This is a genomic window from Enterococcus sp. DIV0703 (genome assembly GCF_051711065.1).
Taxonomy (GTDB): domain Bacteria; phylum Bacillota; class Bacilli; order Lactobacillales; family Enterococcaceae; genus Enterococcus_B; species Enterococcus_B hirae.
In genome coordinates, this window is sequence record NZ_JBIOLX010000001.1 from 1,762,855 (window position 1) to 1,780,017 (window position 17,163).

Annotated in this window: 20 protein-coding genes; 1 reads left to right on the forward strand and 19 read right to left on the reverse strand. The window is 36.9% G+C overall.

Annotated features, from left to right (window positions below; all coding sequences use genetic code 11):
• Positions 1-20: 20 nt before the first annotated feature.
• The 11 genes from IGK81_RS07895 to galE all read right to left on the reverse strand — a co-directional run bounded on the left by IGK81_RS07895 (position 21) and on the right by galE (position 10,059).
• Complete coding sequence (locus tag IGK81_RS07895) at positions 21-818, reverse strand: YveK family protein (RefSeq protein ID WP_034698350.1); 798 nt, start codon at positions 816-818, stop codon at positions 21-23.
• Between the two features lie 19 nt (positions 819-837).
• Positions 838-1,692 (reverse strand): hypothetical protein, encoded by an 855-nt coding sequence (locus tag IGK81_RS07900; RefSeq protein ID WP_051641758.1) that lies wholly within the window; start codon positions 1,690-1,692, stop codon positions 838-840.
• 212 nt (positions 1,693-1,904) lie between these two features.
• Complete coding sequence (locus IGK81_RS07905) at positions 1,905-2,573, reverse strand: class D sortase (RefSeq protein WP_034698559.1); 669 nt, start codon at positions 2,571-2,573, stop codon at positions 1,905-1,907.
• Positions 2,574-2,604: 31 nt separating this feature from the next.
• Positions 2,605-3,186 carry a hypothetical protein gene (locus tag IGK81_RS07910; RefSeq protein ID WP_431393301.1) on the reverse strand — a complete coding sequence of 194 codons (582 nt, stop codon included), beginning with the start codon at positions 3,184-3,186 and terminating at the stop codon, positions 2,605-2,607.
• 493 nt (positions 3,187-3,679) lie between these two features.
• Positions 3,680-4,708, reverse strand: a complete 1,029-nt coding sequence (gene tsaD, locus IGK81_RS07915) for a tRNA (adenosine(37)-N6)-threonylcarbamoyltransferase complex transferase subunit TsaD (protein WP_010718855.1) — start codon at positions 4,706-4,708, stop codon at positions 3,680-3,682.
• Positions 4,705-5,172 carry a ribosomal protein S18-alanine N-acetyltransferase gene (gene rimI / locus IGK81_RS07920; RefSeq protein WP_010737792.1) on the reverse strand — a complete coding sequence of 156 codons (468 nt, stop codon included), beginning with the start codon at positions 5,170-5,172 and terminating at the stop codon, positions 4,705-4,707. Before rimI (IGK81_RS07920) ends, tsaD begins: the two co-directional genes overlap by 4 nt.
• Before the next feature lie 9 nt (positions 5,173-5,181).
• Entirely contained in the window at positions 5,182-5,721 is a 540-nt protein-coding gene (rimI, locus tag IGK81_RS07925) for a ribosomal protein S18-alanine N-acetyltransferase (RefSeq protein ID WP_010737793.1), read from the reverse strand.
• On the reverse strand, positions 5,705-6,427 hold the full coding sequence (gene tsaB, locus IGK81_RS07930) for a tRNA (adenosine(37)-N6)-threonylcarbamoyltransferase complex dimerization subunit type 1 TsaB (protein ID WP_010718852.1): 723 nt from the start codon (positions 6,425-6,427) through the stop codon (positions 5,705-5,707). The genes rimI (IGK81_RS07925) and tsaB overlap by 17 nt, the downstream gene beginning before the upstream one ends.
• 131 nt (positions 6,428-6,558) lie before the next feature.
• Positions 6,559-7,539 carry a LacI family DNA-binding transcriptional regulator gene (locus IGK81_RS07935; RefSeq protein ID WP_010718851.1) on the reverse strand — a complete coding sequence of 327 codons (981 nt, stop codon included), beginning with the start codon at positions 7,537-7,539 and terminating at the stop codon, positions 6,559-6,561.
• 38 nt (positions 7,540-7,577) lie between these two features.
• On the reverse strand, positions 7,578-9,062 hold the full coding sequence (galT, locus tag IGK81_RS07940; protein WP_034698357.1) for a UDP-glucose--hexose-1-phosphate uridylyltransferase: 1,485 nt from the start codon (positions 9,060-9,062) through the stop codon (positions 7,578-7,580).
• A 7-nt stretch (positions 9,063-9,069) separates the two neighbouring features.
• Positions 9,070-10,059, reverse strand: a complete 990-nt coding sequence (gene galE / locus IGK81_RS07945) for a UDP-glucose 4-epimerase GalE (protein WP_034698360.1) — start codon at positions 10,057-10,059, stop codon at positions 9,070-9,072.
• 233 nt (positions 10,060-10,292) lie between these two features.
• On the opposite strand from galE, the gene IGK81_RS07950 reads away from it, so the two are divergent.
• Positions 10,293-10,460 carry a DUF3042 family protein gene (locus IGK81_RS07950; protein WP_010718848.1) on the forward strand — a complete coding sequence of 56 codons (168 nt, stop codon included), beginning with the start codon at positions 10,293-10,295 and terminating at the stop codon, positions 10,458-10,460.
• A 126-nt stretch (positions 10,461-10,586) separates the two neighbouring features.
• Here IGK81_RS07950 and IGK81_RS07955 read toward each other — a convergent pair whose 3' ends face one another.
• The 8 genes from IGK81_RS07955 to IGK81_RS07990 form a co-directional block, all read right to left on the reverse strand.
• The gene (locus IGK81_RS07955; protein ID WP_034698363.1) at positions 10,587-12,404 is read right to left on the reverse strand and encodes an FAD/NAD(P)-binding protein; all 1,818 of its coding nucleotides are present in this window, start codon (positions 12,402-12,404) and stop codon (positions 10,587-10,589) included.
• Positions 12,401-12,766 carry a DUF488 domain-containing protein gene (locus IGK81_RS07960; RefSeq protein ID WP_010737798.1) on the reverse strand — a complete coding sequence of 122 codons (366 nt, stop codon included), beginning with the start codon at positions 12,764-12,766 and terminating at the stop codon, positions 12,401-12,403. The genes IGK81_RS07955 and IGK81_RS07960 overlap by 4 nt, the downstream gene beginning before the upstream one ends.
• 150 nt (positions 12,767-12,916) lie before the next feature.
• A complete protein-coding gene (locus tag IGK81_RS07965; protein ID WP_034698366.1) occupies positions 12,917-13,627 on the reverse strand; it encodes a hypothetical protein in 711 nt (236 codons plus the stop codon).
• A gap of 438 nt (positions 13,628-14,065) precedes the next feature.
• A complete protein-coding gene (locus tag IGK81_RS07970) occupies positions 14,066-14,461 on the reverse strand; it encodes a rhodanese-like domain-containing protein (protein ID WP_010737800.1) in 396 nt (131 codons plus the stop codon).
• Between the two features lie 14 nt (positions 14,462-14,475).
• Positions 14,476-15,441 (reverse strand): ROK family glucokinase, encoded by a 966-nt coding sequence (locus tag IGK81_RS07975; protein ID WP_010718843.1) that lies wholly within the window; start codon positions 15,439-15,441, stop codon positions 14,476-14,478.
• A complete protein-coding gene (locus IGK81_RS07980; RefSeq protein ID WP_010718842.1) occupies positions 15,441-15,653 on the reverse strand; it encodes a YqgQ family protein in 213 nt (70 codons plus the stop codon). Before IGK81_RS07980 ends, IGK81_RS07975 begins: the two co-directional genes overlap by 1 nt.
• 20 nt (positions 15,654-15,673) lie before the next feature.
• The gene (locus tag IGK81_RS07985) at positions 15,674-16,372 is read right to left on the reverse strand and encodes a rhomboid family intramembrane serine protease (RefSeq protein WP_010737801.1); all 699 of its coding nucleotides are present in this window, start codon (positions 16,370-16,372) and stop codon (positions 15,674-15,676) included.
• 13 nt (positions 16,373-16,385) lie between these two features.
• Positions 16,386-16,931, reverse strand: coding sequence for a 5-formyltetrahydrofolate cyclo-ligase (locus tag IGK81_RS07990; RefSeq protein ID WP_010737802.1), 546 nt, complete (start codon positions 16,929-16,931; stop codon positions 16,386-16,388).
• Between the last annotated feature and the right edge of the window lie 232 nt (positions 16,932-17,163).

Genomic DNA, 17,163 nt, shown 5'->3' on the forward strand with positions numbered 1-17,163 from the left:
TCACGTATTAGTCTCCTCATCTATTTTCGTGTGAACCGATTTTCTCTGCTTAGATGTGTACGCGCTCGTTGTCTATGTGTATGAGTTCCTTGTCGAGAGTATGTTGTGAGTTGAATCGATTGCCCACTTTCAATTTCCTTATTACTCATTTCACTAATTATCCCTAAGACTGGATACCCCATTGTTGCGAGAAAATGCTCATCCTTTACTGTTTTATCCAATATTTCTAACAAGACAGCCATCCCGATCCCTAGAAGTAAACCTAAAAATGCACCAAGAAAAAGATTCAACCGTTTATTGGGTGAAACCGGTAGCTGATTTGCTTGCGCAATTGATGTGATCGTTACTTTATTTACGTCTAAAACTTCTTTTACTTTTTCTTCAAAAGTATAAGCAAGAACATTTGCTATATTCGCAGCTTTTTCAGCTTCATCTGACATCACCTTGATATGGAACATTTGTGAATCTGAAGATTGAATAATCTGAATATTCTTTCTCAATTGATCTTTCGTTAAGTAATAAGCAAATTTATTTTCTAAGTATTCGGTTGCTTCATTAAGTACGATATCTCCTAAAATCATGTCTTTATATGTATTAATCAAGAGTACATTTGCATGTACTTCTGATTGTAAATTATGGTTGACGATTTCGTTTTTCGATTGAACGATCAATTCAGCCGATGAACTGTATGTTGGTGTAATAACAAAATAAGTTATTCCAGTCGCAACGGCGAAACCGCCGATCAATGAACAAATGATCAACAGTATCCGCTTTTTTAACCAGCTTAGTATCTCATTCAAATTAATAACCGCTTCCATCTTTTCGCCCCTTTCTATTCTATTTTTCACGTCGAACTATTTTCTTTCTGAAAAACTCACTTACGCCAAATAGGAACAAGCTCAACAGGATACTGAAAAGACCAAATTTCATAAACATAAAGAGAAAATTTTTCAAATAAGTCGTTAAAAATAAGTATAGAGCTTCAGAATGAATACCCAATCGTTCAATCAATCGAGTTACATACAAATAGGTCGGTAAAGCCCCTACCATTAATCCAGCTCCACCGATCACATAAGCAAGGTAACGTATAATTAAATGAAAGAAAGGTTTGTTAAGCGAAATGATTGCGGAAAATAAGATTCCAAAAAAAGCGACTGCAAAAATGAGCAACAGGTTAAGGGTGGATGTATAAGCCATTATTTTTTTGCCGTATAACGCAAAATAAGGGATTTCGATATCACGCCGAACTGTTTCAATACTCACTTTTTTTAGTTTATTTACTGTGGTTTCAAATTCTGCATTTCTTGGGTAATTCTTTTCTTTTCCATAACTTTCTAATTGGCTTTGGACTGTCTCTTCTATTTGCTTCTCCCCTTCTAATTGAAAGGTTGAGCCAGCATAGATACTATGAATATATTGTTTGATATTATCATTTACTAAGCTTTCTGAAACTGTCTGATTCAACCATTTTTGGGAGATATTGGCACCTCTTCCTACATCAGCAATTGTGTGATTGATCTCTTTAGTGATCGTTTCCCCATAATGTGAGGATTCCACTGCACGGATCATAAAATTTTGATTGAATAAAGTAATCTTAAGAATGCCCAAGACAAAAATTGCAAATAAACTAAGCGAACAGATAAAAGCAAGAATCATTTTTGGCACTTTTCGCCATTGTTTTCTTTTTTTCATAACTATTTTTACCAAATGTAAGAAAAGACCATAAAATTTCACAAACTCATTGCAGCTTAAATTGCCCCACTTCGAAATTTTTTATCCACTAACTTCATTTTTAGTGAGCCAAACAAGCGATTATTCGATTGATCATTTGATTCTTTTTTGGTAAATCCACCTCTTTTCAAAGCGTTTTGCTTAACATATTAGTAGCGCAATTTTTCAATTCATTATTTATCTGGTTGGATCATTGGCCCCTTAATGAGATCGCCTAGAATAAATAATCTTTGATCCGTCATTCCAATACTATCGACTGGATAACAAGTATACAAAATCAGTTTCCCTTGCTGTTTTTGAACTAGAAGTTGACTAATCAATTTCGCATTTTTATCTAAAATCTTTGTTTCGTATACTTGGTAAACATACTCACCATAACTAGTGGAAATGTTAATCTTATCCGTAATTTTGACAGCACTTAATTTTCCAAATTCACTACTATTATGCCCACCAATCAATGTAGTCCCATGTTCACCTGGATACACAGACCCCATGTATTGTCCAGCACCCTCTCGTAAAATATCATCTGAGTCTCCATAATATAAGGGCACATTCAAATTTACAGAAGCAACATCAACCTGTCCATATTGATACCCGCTTCTTGGATAATTGATTTTACTGGAGGGAATGTTCTCTCCTTCCAACTCAATTGTTTTCCGTTTTTCTTCTAACTCACTAGTTGACATACCTTTAGCTGATGGTTGTGTCTTTTTTTCATATTTTGGAATATCCGAAAGCAGAAACAATCGCAAGGAAGAAGTCGTAAACTGAATGACAGGTCGCCCAATAATATACATTAGCGAATAACCCATGATTAAAAAAAAGATAGGGGTAAAAATCATTCCGCCTATTCTTTTTAATTTTTTCTTTTTTTTATGCAAGTTTGACTTTCTTTCCTACGATGAATGCACCTGTCGCAGTCATCATTAAACATCCAATTGCAAGAATGCTTGAGATAGGGAATGTTCCCGTTTGTTTAATCGGTTGTTTCGAGTTGAACACTGCTGAAATCGAGCCATCAGAGTTTTGTGCGCCTAGCTCAACATACCCTTTATTCCAACTTAAAACGACTAATCCTAAAGCATCCGCTGTTGATGAAATCAATTGCTGAATTTCCAAAATTGTTTCCCTAGGGATAATTTTTATTAAATCATTTATCGTATGAACCGATGACAAATCAATGTCTAAATTAGTCAGTTTTTGCTTCACATTTTGGATATTTTTTACTGCTGTATCCACTTGTGACTTGGATAAATCATTTTGTTTTAAATAATTTTCAGTTTGTGTAATATATGTTTGAGGCATTTGAAATTCTTTGCCTTGAATTAAAATAGGTTGAGTCAATTCTTGGATGATCATTTGCTCATCTTGCGAAATCGCCCCGGCAGCATCAACATAAGACGTAAAAAAGAAACTACCTAAAATTAAAACCATACTCTGTAACACATATTTCATCTTCTAACTCTCCTTTTCCTATCAAAATAATTAAACAACCATTAAAAAATAACACATAAAAGCATTTCTACCATCCATATTAGCATATGTTATTTCTTAAGACAATTAAATAAATGCCTTCAAAACAAATAACCATCGTAATAAAATCACTACTCGCAAAATAACAATTACTATTTAAAAATAGTTATTATAATAAGTGTTTTTGCTGAGAACATAGTATTTACGTCATTTGTATTCTTAATCTCTAATCCGTATTATCGCGAGATCTCTTATTAATATAACGATTTGACCAATAGAACAAAAATTTCCAAATTTAGAAATTTTAAGTCAAAAAAAGCTTGGAACAAATAAAAGATTGTCCCAAGCTCTTTAATAGATGTAAAAACAAAAATGATATTCTAACTTTCATATTTCATTAATCAATCGATTTCACTTACTACAAAGTAAGTTTTTCTCCACCGCTCTTGCCATGTATACGAAAATGAGGTGAATTTTACTCATTTCCTCCTTGATTCAATACCACACTAGGTTTCGCATTTAAACGAAGATCAGCGAAATTGGCTTGTTTCAATTCTACATGCGCAGCTGCTCCAATCATTGCTGCATTATCACCACAAAGTTTTAATGGAGGGATCAGCAGTTCAATTTCTGGATGTTCTTTTTTCAATGCCTCTTCGAGCGTTTCACGCAATCCTTGATTGGCTGCAACTCCACCTGCTACAATCAATTGTTTGACTGGGTATTCGTTACAAGCACGAAGGGTTTTATTGACTAAAACGTCCACAACGCTCGCTTGAAAACTAGCAGCTAAATTATTTGTATCAAGAGTTTCTCCACGTTGTTGGGCGTTGTGTACTAAATTGATAAAGGCGCTTTTTAAACCACTAAAGCTAAAATCATAATTACTTTCATGAATCATGGCTCTTGGAAAATGGTAGGTATCTTCACCACGATGCGCTAACTGATCGATTTCTTTTCCGCTTGGATAACTCAAACCTAAGACACGACCAACTTTGTCATAAGCTTCTCCAGCGGCATCGTCTCTCGTTTCACCGATGATTTGATAGTTCCCGTCTTCCTTCATATAGACCAATTCTGTATGTCCACCACTGACAAGCAATGCTAGTAGCGGAAATTCAAAAGGCTTTTGAAAGCGTGCAGCGTAAATATGACCTGCCATATGGTTCACAGGTATCAAAGGCAAATTGTTCGCCCAAGCAAAAGCTTTAGCGGCAGAAATCCCAATCAGTAACGAACCAACTAAACCAGGACCATAAGTAACCGCTACAGCACTCAGTTGTTCAACAGAAGTGCCTGCCTCCGCCAAAGCGTCTTCGATACATAAGGTGATTTGCTCTACATGATGGCGACTTGCTACCTCTGGAACAACACCGCCAAATCTTTTATGGCTGTTAATCTGTGAAGCAATGACATTGGCTAAAATCTCATCACCATTTTTCACAACTGCGACACTCGTTTCATCGCAACTTGATTCAATTGCCAGAATCAATTCTTCTTTCATTTCATCGTCTCCGTTTTTAACTTTGTACTCATAATGATCGCATCTTCTACTGGATCATGATAATAAGATTTTCGTTTCCCTAGTTCTCTAAATTTCTCTGATTGGTAAAGATGACGAGCTGCTAGGTTAGACGTTCGTACTTCTAAATAAACATTATATGTTCCTGCTTGTTTTTCTCGGTCTAATAAAAAGCGTAATAACTGACGTGCATACCCTTTTTTTTGCAGTTTTTTTGCCACAGCAATATTCGTGATCTCCGTTTCATCGATAACTTTCGAATAGCCAATGAATCCTTGGAGTAGCGAATTTTCCACCAATAAGTAATATTGCGTATGTGGTTGTTGGATATCCATTAAAAATTGGTCTTTGGTCCAAGGAGAACCATGTTCATATGCTTCCTCACAAAGCGCCCATAAACAAGACGCTAACTGTTCATCTTCAAAGTCACTCTTAGTATAAATCAATTGTACCTCTCATTTTTCTAAATATTTGATCATTTCTAATCCATCTTCATTTGTTTGGGTATAATACCCTTTTTTTACTTTGTTCGATTGAAATCCTAATTTCCGATAGAGTCTTTGGGCATCTTGATTACTCATTCTCACCTCTAAAGAGAGTGTGTCACAGCGATTCATTATAGCAAATTTTTCAATTTCGTCAATTAACAATGTACCGATATTTCTTCGTTGGTACACAGGAATAACCGCAATATTTGTAATATGGCAATCCAAGCCAAAAATTCTCGCACCTATAAATCCAATTAACTGTTCACCGTCTAGTATTCCTAAGTATAAATTTTGAAAAGGTGAATTTAATTCAGAAAGGAAGGCACTTTTTGTCCATGGTAATTCGCCATTGTATACCTGGCGTTCAATCGATAATAAATCTTTGATATCTCGAGGTATCAGCTCTTTTATTCGATAGCTTTTCCCTTGATTTTCAATTATCTTAGTAGCAAATTCTTTTTTTTCATAGAATAAACTTCTAGCATATGCTTTAAATTTTTTCAACATATCTTTCGTCTCCAGGAGTGTGGGTTTCCAACCACTTTTCCTCTGCTTCTACTTTTTTCAAATAACGTGGTACAAAATTGGTTAAATCTCTTACTGGTTCACGATTGGCCCCTAATGTTGCAATCGTACAGCCATTAGGAAGATCCCATTCAAGCACCTTATTTATTTCTGCTTCATGTAATACTTCCTTTATTTCATTCGTAAATTTTTGCGTATCTGTTCCGACAAATAAGATAGGTTCATCGAACTGAGACAGTTGCTTAAGCAGTTCTTCAATTGAAATATGTACATCTTCAAGAACTGTTTCTAATTTTCCATTTTGTCTTCGGTACACACCAGCATAAACATTTTTTCTTCTTGCATCAAATAAAGGCACGATCAATCCATTTACGTTCCGGCAATTAGCAGCAATTGCTTGTAAACTTGAAATCCCCACAAGTTCTTTACCCAATGTATATGCAAGTGTTTTTGCAGTAGTTACACCGATTCTTAGACCGGTGTATGAACCTGGTCCATCGGAAACAGCAATTCGATCGATAGCGGTTGGTGCTAATCCGAGTGCTGAGAATAACTGATCGATAGCCGGCATCAAACTAACGCTATGATTTTTTTGTTTATTGATTTGGATTTGTCCTAAGACAGTATCATCTTCAATCACGCCGATCGCTAAAGTTTGATTAGCGGTGTCTATCCCTAATGTAATCATTTTGATGCATCCTTTCTACTAACTTCTATCGTTTTATATTGTAGCATACTTCTTGCTAAGAAAAAGACAATTCATTTCAGAAAAAAAGAAAAAAAGTTGCAATCATTCGCAACTTTCTCTTGATTTGTTCTTTAGTTTTTTGTAGACTCACGCAAGATAAGATCCGTTTCTACAATGATTTTTCTCGAAACAGGTGCTTTTTCATTCATCATTTGTAACACGGTCTCTACCGCCAGTTCCCCCATCCATTCCGTGTGAACTTTGACTGTCGAAAGAGCTGGGGAAACATATTTTGCTACACTAATATCATTGAATCCGATCAATGAGATATCCTCAGGTACTTTCAGACCTTTTTCGTTAATTGCCTTCAATGCGCCGATTGCTAGTGTATCATTTGCTGCAAACAGCGCCTCAAACGAATACTGTCCACTATCTAAGTATTCTTTGACTTTCCGATAGCCAGATTCAACTGAAAAATCTGCTTCAATGATCGTTGTAGTCAATCCTTTACCAGCCATAATTTGTTGGTAGGCGGCAATCCTTGGGTCATCAATCCGTTGATGTCCTTTTTTGGTGTATTCCCTACCAGCAAGCATTGCAATCGCTTTTTTATCCTGGTTAAAAAAATAATCAATCACTTTTTGGATACTTGTTTGAAAATCAACGATTAATGAATTAATGTTATAGGGTGTTCCATCAAAATCAACTAATAACAGATTGCTTTGTGTCTGCTTCAATTCAATCAACTGCTGCTCGTCGAATTTTCCCAGAGCAATCGTTCCATTTGTCGGTCTATCACTGATAGCGTCCCACGTTTCCTTTAGCAAAGTCACATTTGATTCCTCTGCCTTTTTCTCTATTCCCAAACGAATAGCAAGATAATAGAGATCCTCTAATTCTTCTTGATCATTGTACCATTGGATCAAACGCAACGACTTTTGATTCAACGATGTGTTTCTATGATGCTTCGTGTAATTCAGCTCTTCAGCAGCCTCAAAAATTTTTCTTTTCGTTGCTAGGCTAACTGATAACTCCTGATCATCATTTAAGACTCTTGACACAGTAGCAGGAGAAACCCCTGCCAACTTTGCAATATCTTTAATCGTTGCCACTTGTTTCTCCTCCTATCTATTCCACTCGGGCATTCTTCTTAAAGCGTTGCAGTAAAGCGTTGGAAAGCTTCTTGACCTTTTGTATCGCGTTTGAATACCCCTGAATCTTCCAACACACGAGCAAAAACTTTACCAATAGCTTGCTGAACGATCTCTGTTACTGTTTCAGTTGTCACATTTGGATGGTCGGCTTTCAAGCCCTTCGCCCATTCCATGTGATACTCAGCTATCTTATTTTCTTGTCCAAGCAAATACTTTTCTACTTCTGCCATTTCTGATTTTAAACGAGGTGGTAAAACAGCTAATCCCATGACTTCGATCAAACCGATATTTTCTTTTTTAATATGCTGGATATCTCGGTGAGGATGGAAAATCCCTTCTGGATGTTCGTCAGAGACATTGTTATCTCGTAACACTAAATCGAGTTCAAAATAATTTTCGCGTTTTCTAGCAATTGGTGTAATCGTATGATGGGGCGTACCATCTTTAGAAAATGCCGTCACTGCTACCGCGGGATCTGAATATTGATGCCATTTTTCTAAAATACTATTAGCAGCTTCCACTAGGATTTCTTTCCCCGTCGCTTGCAGACGAATGACAGACATCGGCCATTTGACAACACCTGCGATTACTTGAGGATAATCCGATAATTTGATTAATCGTTCGATTGGAGCTTTAGCCATTGGAAATTCATGGCGCCCTGCTTGGTAATGATCATGTGACAGAATCGATCCTCCAACAATTGGCAGATCTGCATTTGAACCAACAAAGTAGTGTGGTAAAACCTCTGTGATTTTTAATAAACGTGAAAATGTTTCTTTCGTAATCTTCATAGGACGATGCTCTTCTGACAAGATGATCGAATGTTCATTGTAATAAGCATATGGAGAATACTGAAATCCCCAACTTTCCCCATCAAGATTCATTCTGATGATTCGATGATTGGTGCGAGCTGGATAATTTAAACGTCCTTTATAGCCTTCATTGTTCATACAAAGCATACACTCAGGATAATCAACTTTTTTGGCATGTTTTTCGGCAGCAATTTGCTTAGGATCTTTTTCAGGTTTGGATAAGTTGATCGTAATCTCTAATTCGCCATATTCTGAAGGATACGTATACCTGATATTTTTCGCAATCGCTCTGGTTTTGATATAATCATTTCTTTTACTCAATTGATAAAAGTAGTCTGTTGCTTCTTCTGGATTTGTTGCGTAATGTTGTGCAAAAAACGCATTGACTACTGATGGTGGTGGTGTTAAAAAATCCATTAATTGTGCTTCAAAGATTTCGATTTCAGCAGGTAAATCAGTAACCACTTCATTTTTTTTGGCTTGTTCGACTAACCGATCAAGTAACACCACCGATTCTTCTGAAACAGGGCGCACTTCAGTGTTTTCCAAAGCCTCTTCGCCGATCATTCCCAAAATTCGATTTTGTAAATAAATTCGATCCATTTCCATCCAGCCACCAGCTTCAATTGCTAGTGTCGTAAAATCACAAATCGTTTGACTGATTGTCATCTTCTCTCTACTCCTCATAACCATGGGGATGACTCACATGCCAATCCCAGGCTGTTTTAATGATTTCTTTTACATCTGTGTAAGCTGGTCGCCAACCTAAGATTTCTTCAGCTTTAGCACTGGAAGCGACCAACCGGCTTGGATCTCCGGCTCTACGTGGTGCCACCTTAGCTGGAATTTCTCGATTTGTTACTTCTCTAGCCGCTTCAAGCATTTCTTTGACGGAGTAGCCTTGATTGCTCCCTAGATTAAAGAAGTTACTTTCATTCCCCGCGCTTAAATATTCTAAAGCTAAGATATGGGCATCAGCCAAATCTTCCACTTGAACATAATCTCGGATGCATGTTCCATCGGGTGTATCGTAATCATCACCGTAAATCGCCAAAGAATCACGTTGACCTAGAGCTACTTGGAGAATAATAGGAACTAAATGCGTTTCTGGTGTGTGATCTTCCCCAATCGATGCATCTGCTTTTGCACCTGCTACATTGAAATAACGCAATGCTACATATCGCATGCCATAGGCTTGGTCACACCATTTCATCATTTTTTCCATCATCAATTTGCTTTCACCGTACGGATTTTTTGGATTCGTAGGAGTTGCTTCGGTAATTGGTGATTCTGTAGGTTCACCATAAGTGGCTGCTGTAGATGAAAAGACAATATTCTTCACATGATATTCATGCATCACTTCTAACAATATTTGCATACCATAGACATTGTTATTAAAATACTTCAATGGTTTCTCAACAGACTCTCCCACTAATGAACTAGCTGCAAAATGAAGGACTCCTTCGATCGTTTCTTTTTCAAAAACAGACTGTAAAAAAGATTTATCCCGAATGTCACCTTTGTAAAATTGTGCTTTAGGATGAATTGCTGCTTGATGCCCCGTTAATAAATTATCCACTACTACCACTTGATAGTTTTGATTGATCAACCGATCAACAGCATGTGAACCGATATAACCTGCGCCACCCAATACCAAGATTGCCATGAAAACACTCCTTTTTTTACAAAAGCAGCAAAAAGTACGTTTTGAATCGTTTGAAACTATGACCCTTTTGTTTCTGTTGCCTTTGCTATTTATTTAGTAAATTTATAATAAAACATTTAGTAAATATTTTCAAGGAAAATTTGTAAAGGTTTCCAATAAATAGACGTCAGACTAGCCTTTTTTTTCAATTTGTTACATAATAGAAGCAACAACTAATAAACGAGGTGGATTTAATGAAAAAATTTGTATCTGGAATTTTAGTCGGTAGTCTTGCAACAGCGGCAGCTGTTGCTGGATTGGTAGCTTCAGTTAAAAAAACAGTAATCGATCCCATTGATGAAAAAGAAACAATGATCGAAGAAAATCGTAAAAAAGCGATGCGTAAACGTGTAGCTCGCTAATCTTTAAACGATTCAAGAAAATCATCCCTTTTATAACCCAAAGAATCATTATTAATTAGTAAAACACAACCGATCTTAAAAGTTAGATGAATGATCTAGCCTTTAGAGTCGGTTGTGTTTTTTGCTTCAATTGGTTGTCCTTCCAAGAATCAGCTGTGCCACTTTATCGATTTGCCTCAAATTCCAAGCATCGGTATATGGTCGTGAGACTGTAGCTGTCAACCAATCCACACCTTCGACCGGAATCCCTAAACAATATAAATTTTCTTCTAGCTCTCCCTGTTTGTTCCAGACTTGATTGGTGCTTAGTTTGATATCAATTGCACCAGTTTCATACACGCCAGTCGTGTCCTGATAAGTAAAAGGACGAATCAGCTGATGTTTTTTCAAGCTATTTAATGCTGGGTTTTTTGTTTGTGTCAAATCAGTCTGCGGGAGTCGGGCTTCAATCAAGTAGCGACTTTCAATCCGTTGTCCCTCGTTTTCTACGATAAAGAAACCGGCCTCTGTTTTGATTTCCAGCGGTGGGGAAACGATTGTGAAAATACCCGCATCAATCAGAGCGGCTAATTCTCTTGTCCGAACAACTGGCGGACCGATCGTGAGAAAAGCATTGAGCTTAGTAAACCAACCCCATAATACTTCTCTGTATTCTTTGGCAGTGAAGATGCCCCATTCAATGACCAGATGGACAGGATCACGCCAATCTTTTAACGCATCAAAAGCTGAAGCAAGCGCCCCAGTACAATTTCCTTTCATTGATTCATTGATTTGATAATCAATAAACCTTCGACTTTCTTTTTGAAAGTCATGCTTCTCATGATAGATAGGCGTTTCAAAAAAATCCCACTCCCATTGATAAGGCTGTAATTCAGGAAATTGTTTTTGCCAATCACTTTGATCACGTGTTAAAAAGATTTGTTCAAATAATACTGGTGAAATAGCTAGATGTTTTTCCTCAATTAATTTCTTATAATAAAAAAGTTCGACATCTTTTTTTAGCAAGTCGAAAAACAGTTTCCCAGTTAGTTGTTGATTTTGATAAAGCTTCACTAAATTTTCTTTGGTGATCAATTTAGGAACAGCCATTGCTCCTCCCCGTTTTTCATTTTTTCCTCGAGGAAAATAGGGTAACCCTTTTCTAGACCCGCAGTATACGATCGGCTCACGTCCAGACGGCAAATATACCAATTTCTCTCCTTGTTTTTCAAACTTACCTCCTCTATTCTCGGTAAGTAAACCTACATAATCAAAAAAACTTAGACCTAATCCTCTAAGAATCACTGTGGCTTTTGGCGGAATAGTTTCTACGGAAACATCAGCTGGATTTGCTGGCGGTTGGTAGAACAATTGCTCTTTTTCAGCATAGTCATAAAACCTTTTCTCGTCTTTGGATACTTTATTTTCCCAATGTCCCGTAGTCATCACTAACTGATCTACTACTAAATGCTGTTCGTTTGTTTTCAAGTAAAAACCTGTCTTTATCTTATCAATCTCTTTCACTAAGGATCGAACGATAGTGAATGAATGCGGTGCTAATTTTTTTAATTGTTCATAAAACCACTGTTGGTACAAGCCATAAAAACATCTGGTAGCTGGTTCATTGGCACGTAAGCGCTCGGCTTCTGCCAAAAAAAATTCTTTATTCACAAACTGTTGCTTTTCGATATACTTTTTCGCCTCTGTTTGGCTCCATTGATATAAATTAGGCCCCGGTGAAATCTCTCCGCCACTTGTTAATGTTTCATCTGTAAAAAGCGTAACTTGCTGAGAGACTGAGTTCATCAATAACTCTGTTGGTTGATCGAGCCGCCAGACTCGACCACCAGGCCCATCAGGATCGAATAAACAGATCTGGATATGTTGGTTTTCCCGATTGTTTCGGATCAATCGTTCTACCATGCTTAGTCCTCTGGGGCCTGCCCCAACAATGCCAATAATCATCGATTCAGCTTCCTTTCCATCAACGCTTTTAGCACCACGGCTTGATTTTGCTGTTCATTCTTTGCACCATAAACTAAGGTCACGATTGGATAGTTTTGACAGAGTTCAGCTAACTGCTTGACTGCCAATTGCTTTTCTTGATCTGTCATTAACTCTTCTAGGTATTTTTCTTCAAAAACAGGAAAACGCTCAGGAAGATGTCCAAAGAATTTTCTCAACTCAGTACTTGGTGCAATCTCCTTTAACCATAGATCAATCTGTGCTTTTTCCTTTGATATCCCTCTTGGCCATATTCGATCAACTAAAATTCTAAAGCCATCACCCTTTTCGCGCGCACTGTACACTCTTTTCAGTTTGATCATTTTCTCCACTTCTTTCATTGCTTATACATTGATCATAGCATAAATGATTAGATTCTCCTTTGATTATGTCATAGCAAAAAATCGTGGCTTGATTTCTGTTAGTACTCCTTAAATACTAAATTTCAATTTTGCACGCTCTATGGATACTTGCTAGTGATTCCTATCTCCCTTTTCTAGAGGAACAATGTGTTGGCATTGATTATTATTATGACAAGCATCATTAGTTTCGCTCGATTGTCGTCTCAATATTTTTTTTAAAGGTACCCCACCCTTATCCATTTCAATTCCTTGACGATTTGTTATATTCTCTGGTTTATCTGTGTTACTCTTTCTGAAAATGTTTAACGATTGACCCCACTTCTTAATCCTTTTCCTGAACGTTAGCTTTTCAGTTGTCAACTTACTTGTTTTTTGTTCTTGAATGTTTTCTGGTTTTGAACTATCTTTTTGTTCGACCGATTGATCTTCTATTATTATTTGTGGAGAATCTATTGCGCTTTCTATATTTTCTATAACCACAGAATTGGTTATAGAGACTTTACTTTGGCTTGGACCATCATGGCTGATTAAGCGTTTTATGTTATAGTCCTTTACGACCTGCTGATATAATTGGGCAGAAAGATCTAGTGAGTATAATACTCTCCCAAGTTCAGATTGCTTTACCTTCTTATTTATAATCTTAGACACAACCGATTCAACGATCTCCTCATATGTCTTTCCTTTTAATTTACCAGCTAGTGAAACCTCAATCGTTCCAACAAGTTTATCAAGTTCCTTTTTTCTTTTTTCTGTTATTTCTTCTTTTTTTACTATTCCTGCAGGTTGTTGCTCAGTGAAAGTTTCATTAGATATTTCTGGCATTGCCTTTTCTCCCCCATTGTTTGATTTATCATTGAATCATCATCATACATGACGTACGCAATGGAGATAGAACTTTTATTTCTGGAAAGAATAAAATTTAGTATTTTATCTTGTGCGATCTAATGAATCCTTTTTATTCCCGTTGCCTAATCGAATAATCAGTCATGCAATTTTCTAAAAAGTATCTGTTACTTTATATACAAAAACTTCTGATAAATTGGCTCTATCATTTGTGGAACTGATGAATGTATCAATCCCAAAAAGTAAGACCAAAATCTAACTTCTGGGGGTTACTACAGAATCAAAGTTGATCCTTCAGCCCCATTTTCCTTCCAATTGAAATAACAAAAAATCTGAGACAGAATGAGGTTCATTCTGACCCAGATTTGACTTTACACGACTCATCAGGATTGACCGATAATATGACGTCATGACGTTCTATACTTTTTTACTTTTAATCTTGCCAGACCAGCCATCATATCCACCTTTTAAGATATAGATATCTTGGTAGCCAGCTTTTCTTAACTTATTCGCTGTACGAATACTTAAGCTTTTCTTTTGGTCGTAGATATACACCGGTTGATCTTTTCGGATAGATCCTAATGAATCTTTTAAAACAGTATAAGGGATATTTCTTGCCCCTAAAATATGTCCTGCATCAAACACGTCTTTTTCACGAACATCAATGACTTGTGCCTTACGCATCCCATCACGAAATTCTTCTTCTTCCAGTGTTTTTGCAGAACGTTTTGCCATTACTCGTAGATAAACTTCCCAAAACACAATAGCAAGAATAATCAATAGCAAAATGATGTTAATTACCCATAAAACCATGTCATTCCTCCACGTTATTCCGCAAATTTCAAGGCTAATGAAGCAGCACCGATCACGCCAGCTTCATTTCCTAATTCTGCTAATTTGATTTTTGTTGATTGTTGTACTTGAGGGAACGTAAATTGGTTGAAATATTTTTCAACACGACTACGTAAAAATTCCCCGGCAGCAGATACTCCGCCGCCTAAAACAATACTTGATGGGTTCATAGTGTTCCCTAGATTACCGCAAGCTAATCCTAAGTAGAAACAAACACGATCAACGACCATCAGACCAAATGGATCGTCTGCTTGTGCCATTTCAAAAATATCTTTACTTGTTACTTCTTCTCCATTGTCAAGCATTGCTTTTAATTTTGAATCTCCGGCATACTCTTCTGCTAAGAAACGTGCTAAGCGAACTACACCTGTTGCACTTGAAACTGTTTCTAAGCACCCTCTTTTACCGCATGTACATTCAAAACCTTCTGGGTCCACTGTAATGTGTCCAATCTCGCCACCTGCACCAGCAACGCCGTGGATCAAGTTCCCAGCAGCAACGATTCCGCCACCGACACCCGTTCCTAAGGTAACAAAAATAACGTCAGGATCATTTTCCCCTGCACCTTTCCAGCGCTCACCTAAAGCAGCAACGTTCGCATCGTTATCAATAGCAAATTTGATTCCAGTTCCTTCTTCAATTTGTTTTTTTACGTATTGAAGTTCAGTCCAATTTAAATTGTAGGCTCCGATCACTGTACCTGCTTCACTATCGACACTTCCTGGTGTTCCCATACCGATTCCGATGAAATTTTCAGCATTCATGTTATATAATTTGATACGATGATTTACTGACTCGATAATTTCCGGAATAATATGTTTACCGTCATCCAATATATTGGTATCGATGCTCCATTTTTGTTGAATCTCTCCTTCTGGTGTTAGAATTGCAAATTTTGCTGTTGTTCCACCTAAATCAATCCCAATAATTTTTTTGTCCATTACAAGTTTCCTTTCTTTCGGCTTTCTTCCACTCGGTGCTCTCGTTTTAGTATGCGCCACGCTGTCATGTATGTATCATGATCGATCAAACGACTGTCATGAAGATTCTTCAATTCAATCGTCATTAATTCAATATCATAGATACGTGACCCAACATAGACAAAGATGCCAAATCGTTTGAGCAGTTGTTGCACGTCATATAAGCTCTCCATCTCAAAGCACTTCCTTCACATTATACAAGTAATCCGTAGTTTTTTAAACCCAATAAAACACATATTATCAAAAGAAATCCAAAAACAAGCGTAGATAGGATTTTTTGATGAATCGAGTAATTGGTCACTTTCTGTGGTAGGCCGATGATATTTCCTATAAGCAAGCCACCAACAATCCCACCGAGATGCCCCCAGATATCGACTGAGGTATCCGTCAAACCAAATACAAAACTGATAACAATAAACAACATGTAATGACGAATCAATTGGCGAACCTGAGAGTTATTTTTGAAATGAAATCCAAGAACGAATAACGCACCAAACAAACCAAACAAAGAAGTACTTGCTCCACCAGATAGAACGCCAAGATCGTTGAATGCAAAACTCGCTGCATTCCCAAGGATACCACTAAACAAGTAGATCAAGAAAAAACGCCAATGACCGTAGAGTGTTTCAATTTGGTCTCCCATAAAATATAAAATCAAAGAATTCATGACAAAATGCACCAGTCCAAAGTGAATGAAAATCGGTGTAATAAACCGCCACCATTCATTTCCAACTACAATAGACGGCCCAAACATGCCTAAATATGCTGGAATATTTAAAAATGGAAAGAACTCCATCATTGCAAACACGATGGTTTGTATCGCTAAAAACAAATAAGTCAAAATTGGTCTTCTTAGCCAAGCGTTTAATTTTAATTTCTGTTGATAATTCATGTAACCCTCCTTATTATTTATCGATAAACAAGTGTTGCACTTTTTTATCAAAACTTTCTGGTACCCATTGATTGTTTATTTGTTCTTGAAAAACCAGACTACATGTCTGGTTCGGATAATTGGCTAGATAGCGATCATAGTAGCCTCCACCAAAACCAATCCGATAACCATTTTGATGATAAACAACCCCTGGAACGATCAGCAAATCGATAGCGTCCGGTGAAAAAGAATGATCAGATAATGGCTCCAGTACGCCAAAAGCGGTGCGTTCAAATCGGGTATCCGGATCAATTTTAAAAAAACACATTTGACGTTCAGGCAATGTCTTAGGAACAAGTATGGTTTTACCCTCTTCCCATGCCTTTTCAATAATTGGGGTCGTAGCCACTTCTATCTCATTTGCCATCGTCAAACCAACCACTTTTGCTTGCTGCCATTCATTACTTTGAAAGAGTTGTTGGTAAATTTTTTGCTCTTTTTGCTGCTTCTGTTCACTTCTAGCAATCTTTTGTAAATTTTCAATGCCAAGTTTTCTAAGTTTTTCTTTAATATGACTCAAACGTATCAATCCACCTCTCGTTAAAATGGTAGCGGAAAATAGTAAAAATAGCAATTTAACTTTTTAAATAAAAAGAGTTTTATAAACAGAATTTAAGACATCACTCTCACTCTTTATTCTAAAAACGAGTAAACGGTGTTCACGCATCAGCTCTTTGAAATAAGCCTGAATTTTTCAAAACATGAGAAGCTGTTAAAAAAAAATTCTTTCTTATTGTCATTGGAGCTTTCCG